The organism is Kitasatospora sp. NPDC056531 (genome assembly GCF_042794375.1).
GTDB lineage: Bacteria > Actinomycetota > Actinomycetes > Streptomycetales > Streptomycetaceae > Kitasatospora.
Genome location: NZ_JBHTTU010000055.1, coordinates 17,958 through 24,185 on the forward strand (window position 1 = coordinate 17,958; position 6,228 = coordinate 24,185).

A 6,228-nucleotide genomic window follows, 5' to 3' on the forward strand; every position below is an offset into this window, starting at 1 on the left:
CGAGATGGGGTGCGAAAGCGGACCCTCGGGCCCTCTGCCGGGCCCCCCCCCCCCGCACCCTGGTTTCAGCCGCCCGTCGGCACCTGGAGCGTGCCGTAGCGCTGCATCCGCTGCCAGCGGAGGCGGGATCCCGCGAGGGCGGTGAAGACCGACTGGATCACCACCAGGTACATCAACTGCCGGTAGACGAACTGCTGGAGCGGCAGGCTCCACAGCGGTCCGAGACGTTCCTTGTCCAGACGGAACGCGTAGACGCCCATCAGCATCTGGACCAGCAGGAACGCCGCCCACAGTCCGATGATGCGCACCGGGTCGAGGAAGACCACTCCGTAGACGGCGAAGACGTCGACGACGGGGGCGAGCAGGGGCAGGAGCACCTGGAACATCAGCAGGTAGAGCAGCCCGCGCCGCCCCAGCTTGCCGGCCTGGCCGCCCTGGACGAGGGCGCCGCGGTGCTTCCACATCGCCTGCAGGGTGCCGTAGCACCAGCGGTAGCGCTGACGCCACAGGGCGCCCAGCGAGGCGGGGGCCTCGGTCCAGGCCTTGGCCCGCTCCTCGTAGACCACCCGCCAGCCGGCCCGGCACAGGGCCATGGTGAGGTCGGTGTCCTCGGCGAGCGTCTCCTCGCCCACGCCCCCGACCGCGAGCAGCGCGGAGCGGCGGAAGGCGCCGACCGCGCCCGGCACGGTGGGCATGCACTCGGCGAGGTCGAACAGGCGGCGGTCCAGGTTGAAACCGACCACGTACTCGATGTGCTGCCAACGTCCGAGCAGGCCACCGCGGTTGATCACCTTGGCGTTTCCGGAGACCGCTCCGACCGCAGGATCGGCGAACGGCTGCACGAGCTGCCGGACGGCGTCGGGCTCGAACACGGTGTCGCCGTCCACCATCACCAGCAGCTCCGCCCGGGCGGCCGCGATGCCGGTGTTGAGCGCGGTGGGCTTGCCGGCGTTCTCCTGCCGGATCACCCGGGTGTACGGGAGGTCCAGCGATTCGACCAGATCGGCGGTGCCGTCGGTCGAGCCGTCGTCGACCACGATCACCTCCACCGGATGGTCGGAGGCGAGCAGTGAGCGCAGCGCCGCCTCGATCCCGGCGGACTCGTTGTACGCGGGCACGATCACGCTGACCGGCTCGGTGACCGGCGGCCCCCAGGAGCGGCGGCGCAGCCGCTTGTGCCGTCGCGCGGCCGTCAGTACGGCGACGGCGCGTAGCACGCTGATCGCGCCCGCCGCCCACAGCAGCCAGCCGAGCACGGTGAGCACCCAGTCGCCGCCCCGCAGGATCCAGATCAGCGCGAGCCCCTGGAGGTGGTCGGCGGTCCCGGCCGGATGGACCGGGTCGGCCAGGCCCACCGCCTGGCTGACGGTGGCGAAGTGGAGGCCGCGCGACTTCAGTTCGGGCAGCAGGGCCTTCAGCGCCGCCACGGTCTGCGAGCGGTCCCCGCCCGCGTCGTGCATGAGCACGACCTGCCCCGGGCCGCCCGGGCGGTCGTCGAGCGTCTTGAGGATCTGTGCGGTGCCCGGCCGCTGCCAGTCCTCGCTGTCCTGGGTGGTGAGCACGGTCAGGTAGCCGGCCTGCCCGGCTTGTCGGACGGCGTCCCACTCGCGGTCGTCCAGGGCGTCCGCGCTGGAGGAGTACGGCGGCCGTAGCAGGGAGCTGGTCACCCCGGCCGTCCCGGCCAGGGCGAGTTGGGTTTCGCGCAGTTCCAGTGAGCGGCGCCAGGAGGGTGCCGGGCCGAGGTCGGTGTGGGTGAAGGTGTGCACGCCGATCTGGTGCCCCTCGGCGATGATCCGCTTCACCAGGTCCGGGTGGGCGGCGGCCTGGGTGCCGACCACGAAGAACGTCGCGTGCACGCCCTCCTGGCGCAGGACGTCGAGGATCCGGGGCGTCCAGGTCGGGTCGGGGCCGTCGTCGAAGGTGAGGGCGATGGTGCCGGGCCCGGGGGCGGCACTGCGCGGCTGCGGTCCGGCGGCGTCGATCACCGGACCGCCGTCGCGGACGGCCGCCGGCACGGCGTCCGCGGCCGTGGGCGTGGCGGCCTGGTCCGGACGGTCGTCGAAGCTGTGCTGGGTGTACCCCTGGAGCACCAGGGCGCCGGAGAGCGTGAGCAGCAGGGCGGTCAGCAGGAGCCAGTGGGTGCGCAGCGGGCGCTGGCGGACGACGCCGCGCCGGCCTCTGCGGGTGCGGGTGGGGGCGGGGGCTCTTCGCCGGCGGGTTGCGCTCACGGTGCTGCTTTCGGTGTGCGGACGGTGCGGTGGTCGGTCGGGTGTCAGGGCTTGACGGGCTTGCCGGTCGGGTTCCCCGGCGGGGCGGTGGGGCGGCCGTGCCCGGGTGTGGGCGTGGCGGCGGGCGCGGTGCTCGGCGCTGCCGCGGGGGTGGTGGCCGGAGCCGGCGCGCTGATGGCCGTGGGGGCGTTGGGGGTGCCGGGGCCGTGCCCGGGGCCGGTCGGCACCGCGACGCCGGTGGCCGAGGGGTGCTGGACGCTGACCGGGACGACGGTGCGCTGGTGGGCGGGGTCCGCGGTCGCGGGTGCGCTGGGCTCGGCCGCGGCTTCCGGATCGGCGGACGGCGCATCGGACGGTGTGGCCGCCGAGGCGGGCGCGCTCGGCGCCGGTGCCTGGGGCAACGGGAGGAACGGTGCGTTCACGGTGGGACCGCCGAGCAGCGTGCTCACCAGCAGGGCCAGGTACCCGCCCGCCGGTACGGCCAGCACCACCCCGAGGCGACGGATCCGGCGCTGCCGGCGGCCGGAGGCGTCCACGAACACCGGGGCGGGCGAGGGTTCCGGCTGCGGGTCCACGGCGGGAGCGACGGGGGACAGTTCGACGGTGGGCGGGCCTGCCGCGTCGCCGGCCCACGGGAGCTGGTCGGCGGGATCGGCCGCGATGGCGGGGAGGCCGGCCGGTTCCCCGGCGGCTGGTTCGTGGGCGGCCGGTTCGTCGGCGAGGGAGCCGGGGAGGTGCGCCGCGGTCACCGAGGGGTGCGGCTGTTGCTCGGCGGTCGGCCACGGGTCGTACGGCTTGACGGGCACGGTATCGGGTCCAGGTCCTGTCGGTTCACGGGGCGGCGACGGATGCCCCCGCCGGTCGGTGGCGGACCGGCGGGGGCGGTGGTCGTACCTGTTCAGCGTCGACGGCGGGCGTTCCGTCACACCCCCCTGTCACCGACTGCGGACGCGGCTCATCAAGGCGCGCAGCAGCCGTCGCGCCGCAGGGCCTCGCCGACCGCCAGCCAGTCCTCGTCCCGGCCCGCCGACCGCGCCGCCACCTGGGCCCGCCCGGCGCCGCCCACCAGGTCCGCACGCCGGTACACGACACCGTCCCGCATCACCCACGACGTCCGTACCAGGTCCGTGAAGTCGCGGAACGGGTCCCCGTCGACCACCGTCAGGTCCGCCAGCTTCCCGGGCTCCACCGTCCCGAGGTCGTCCTCCGCCCCGAACAGACGCGCCGGTGCGACCGTGGCCGTGCGCAGCGCCTGCGCCGGTGACAGGCCCGCGTACTGGTGCAGGGCGCGCAGGCCGAGGTGCAGTTGGAGGCCGACGGGCGTGATCGGGCAGTCGGTGCCCAGGGCCAGCGATCCGCCGTCCGCGAGGATCCTCCGATAGACGTCCGTCTCCATCCGCACGGCCCGGCGCTGCGCCTCCGTGGGCGCCGTCGCCGCCTGGCGCTGCACGCCGGCGGCGTCCCACGGCGGCATCAGCGTGGTCACCCGGGGGTCCTGCGCGAGGGCCGGATCGTCACCGAGCAGGTAGGCCGCCGAGAACGGGGTGATGATGATCGCGAAGTCGCCGCCGCGGTAGATCTCGTGGACGTCCTGGTAGGCGCGCCCGGTGGGCGAGACCGCCCGGCCGTACTCCTGCCGCTGGGTGGCCGACAGGTGGGTCGTCAGGTCCTGTCCCACCTGTACCCCGGGGGTCAGCAGGTGGCTGCCGGCCGGCACCCCGAGGCGCTCGTGCGCCGTTCGCGCCGCCTCGGCCATGATCCAACCGGGGGCCCGGACGTAGGTCTTGACGAAGTCGTAGTCCAGCGCCTCCGCGCGTTCCAGGCTGCGCCGCACGCCGTCGGCGGTGCGGTGGGCCCGGCCCATGCTGTAGGCGACCCGGCTGCCGTCGAGCAGCTCGCCGGTGGTCAGGAACCGGGGTCCGTCCATGACCCCGGCGTCGACGGACTCGCGGATGCGCGCCTGCTCGTAGGCGAAGCCGCCCATGGAGGCGGTGCCGGTGATCCCGTAGGCGAGCATCAGGCGGGACTGCCGACCGCCGTAGGTGTTCTGGTAGGGGTGGGTGTGGGAGTCCCACAGGCCCGGCAGGACCGTGCAGCCGGTGGCGTCGACCAGCCGCGCGCCCGAGCGCCGTGCGCCCGCGCGGTGCGGTTCGACGGCGGCGATGCGGTTGCCGGAGACGACGATGTCGACGTCCTCGCGGACGTTCTCGCCCGTGCCGTCCCACAGCCGGGCGGCGTGGATGCGGGTGACGTCGGAGCGCGGCGGCAGGGCGCGGGTCGTGCGCAGCGGGAGGGGGACGGTGCGCCGGTCGGCGCCGTCGCGGTCGGTCAACCGCAGCTGCCCGTTCGAGAGGTGGAGCAGCCGGGCGGAGTCGCCCGACCAGGACGGGTGGTCGGCCGCCTCGTCGGTGATCCGGCGCGCCTCGCCCGCGGGCGTGCCGTCCGGCTCGACCGGCAGCCACAGCGCGGACTCCACCACGAGCGCCAGCCACCTGCCGTCGGGCGACCAGACCGGACCGCTGTCGCAGCGGTCGGCGACCGAGGTGTCCGGCAGGGGCAGGAAGGACCGTGAGGAACCGTCCCGAGTGTCGATCACGCGGATGACGTTGTAGCCCTCGCGGAAGCGGTGGTTGAGCCGGTTGCGGTCGCACAGTGCGAGGTAGCGGCCGTCCGGGGACCAACTGGGCCTCCCCGGCAGGCCGTTGCCGCCGATGGGCGAGGCGAGTCGGCTCACCGTCCCGGTGGCGAGGTCGACGACGAGGAGATTGCCCAGCACGTCCTGGCAGGCCAGCCGCGTGCCGTCGGGCGAGAGCGCCGGGTTGAACCGGCCTCCCGTGGCGAGGATCGTGTCGGCCCCGTCCTCCAGCATCAGGCGGTGTACGGCGCCCAGTCCGTCGCCGTTCCCGTCCCCGTCGTACACGTACAGGATGCTGCGCCCGTCCCGGCTCCACGACGGCATCTGCACGTAGTGGGCGGGGGCCGCCTGGAAAAGCTTGCGCGGCTGCCCTCCGATCGGCATCAGCCACAGCGCGTTGAGCGCGCAGAAGACGACGGACCGCCCGTCCGGTGAGAGCGCGGGCAGGTGGACACCGCGCACGTCCCGCTCGGCCGTGGAGCCGAAGTCGCGCACCTTGCGCCGGTATTCGGGCCGCGGCACCTCCAGCCGCGCGGTGAACGGGACTTCCTTCGCGGTGCTCAAGGTGGGGGAGCGGTCGGTGATCCGGCCGTCGGCGAAGTAGACGATCCCGCCATCGGGGGTCCAGGCGGGCGGCAGCGGTGAGACGTCCTCGTCGCCGGAGACCACCTCGCCGTCGACGACCAGCGAGGAGCTCGCCGCCTGGTAGGAGGTGGCGGCGGAGGTGTCGCCGATCCACACGTAGGCCAGCCGGCCGTCCCGGGAGGCCACGGGGCAGCTCACCGTGCCGCCGGCCACCGTGCGTTCGACGCTCACCGGCCCGCCCGAGGCCGGTACGGAGGCGATGGTCCGCCCGCCGGATCCGTCCGCCCGGACGAAGAGGACCCGGGCGCCGTCCGGGTGCCACGACGGGTCGTAGTCCTCGACCCCCGCCTGATCGGTCAGGCGCGTCAACCGGCCGGTGGCGACCTCCACCGTCCACACGTCGTACGAACCACCGGACACCGCGTCACCCGCCCGCTCGGAGGAGAACGCGAGGTACTGCCCGTCCGGCGACCAGGACACCCCCCGGTCGTCCCACGGCCCCGACGTCAGCTGCCGCAGGTTCGATCCGTCCGGCGCCATGGCCCACAGGTGGAACCCCCCGCCCTGGTACGCGCAGAAGGCGACGGCCGACCCGTCCGGCGACCACACCGGCCGCGTCGGCTCCAGCCCGGGAGCGGTCAACGCGGTCGCCGACCCACCGTGGCGCGGCAACCCCCACAGCACGCCCTGGATCTCGACGACCATCCGCTCACCGTCAGGTGAAAGGGCGACGCCGGCATTGGTGGCCGCCGTGAACTCCAGCGCCCTCGACCGCCGGGC

Annotated in this window: 3 protein-coding genes; all 3 read right to left on the reverse strand. The window is 74.5% G+C overall.

What is annotated here, in order from left to right; translation table 11 throughout:
• Window positions 1–65: 65 nt before the first annotated feature.
• Window positions 66–2,228 (reverse strand): bifunctional polysaccharide deacetylase/glycosyltransferase family 2 protein, encoded by a 2,163-nt coding sequence (locus ACFQ87_RS32060; RefSeq protein WP_380614374.1) that lies wholly within the window; start codon window positions 2,226–2,228, stop codon window positions 66–68.
• Between the two features lie 44 nt (window positions 2,229–2,272).
• The gene (locus ACFQ87_RS32065) at window positions 2,273–3,034 is read right to left on the reverse strand and encodes a hypothetical protein (RefSeq protein WP_380614375.1); all 762 of its coding nucleotides are present in this window, start codon (window positions 3,032–3,034) and stop codon (window positions 2,273–2,275) included.
• A 152-nt stretch (window positions 3,035–3,186) separates the two neighbouring features.
• A partial coding sequence (locus ACFQ87_RS32070) for an amidohydrolase family protein (protein ID WP_380614376.1) occupies window positions 3,187–6,228 on the reverse strand: 3,042 nt, incomplete at its 5' end.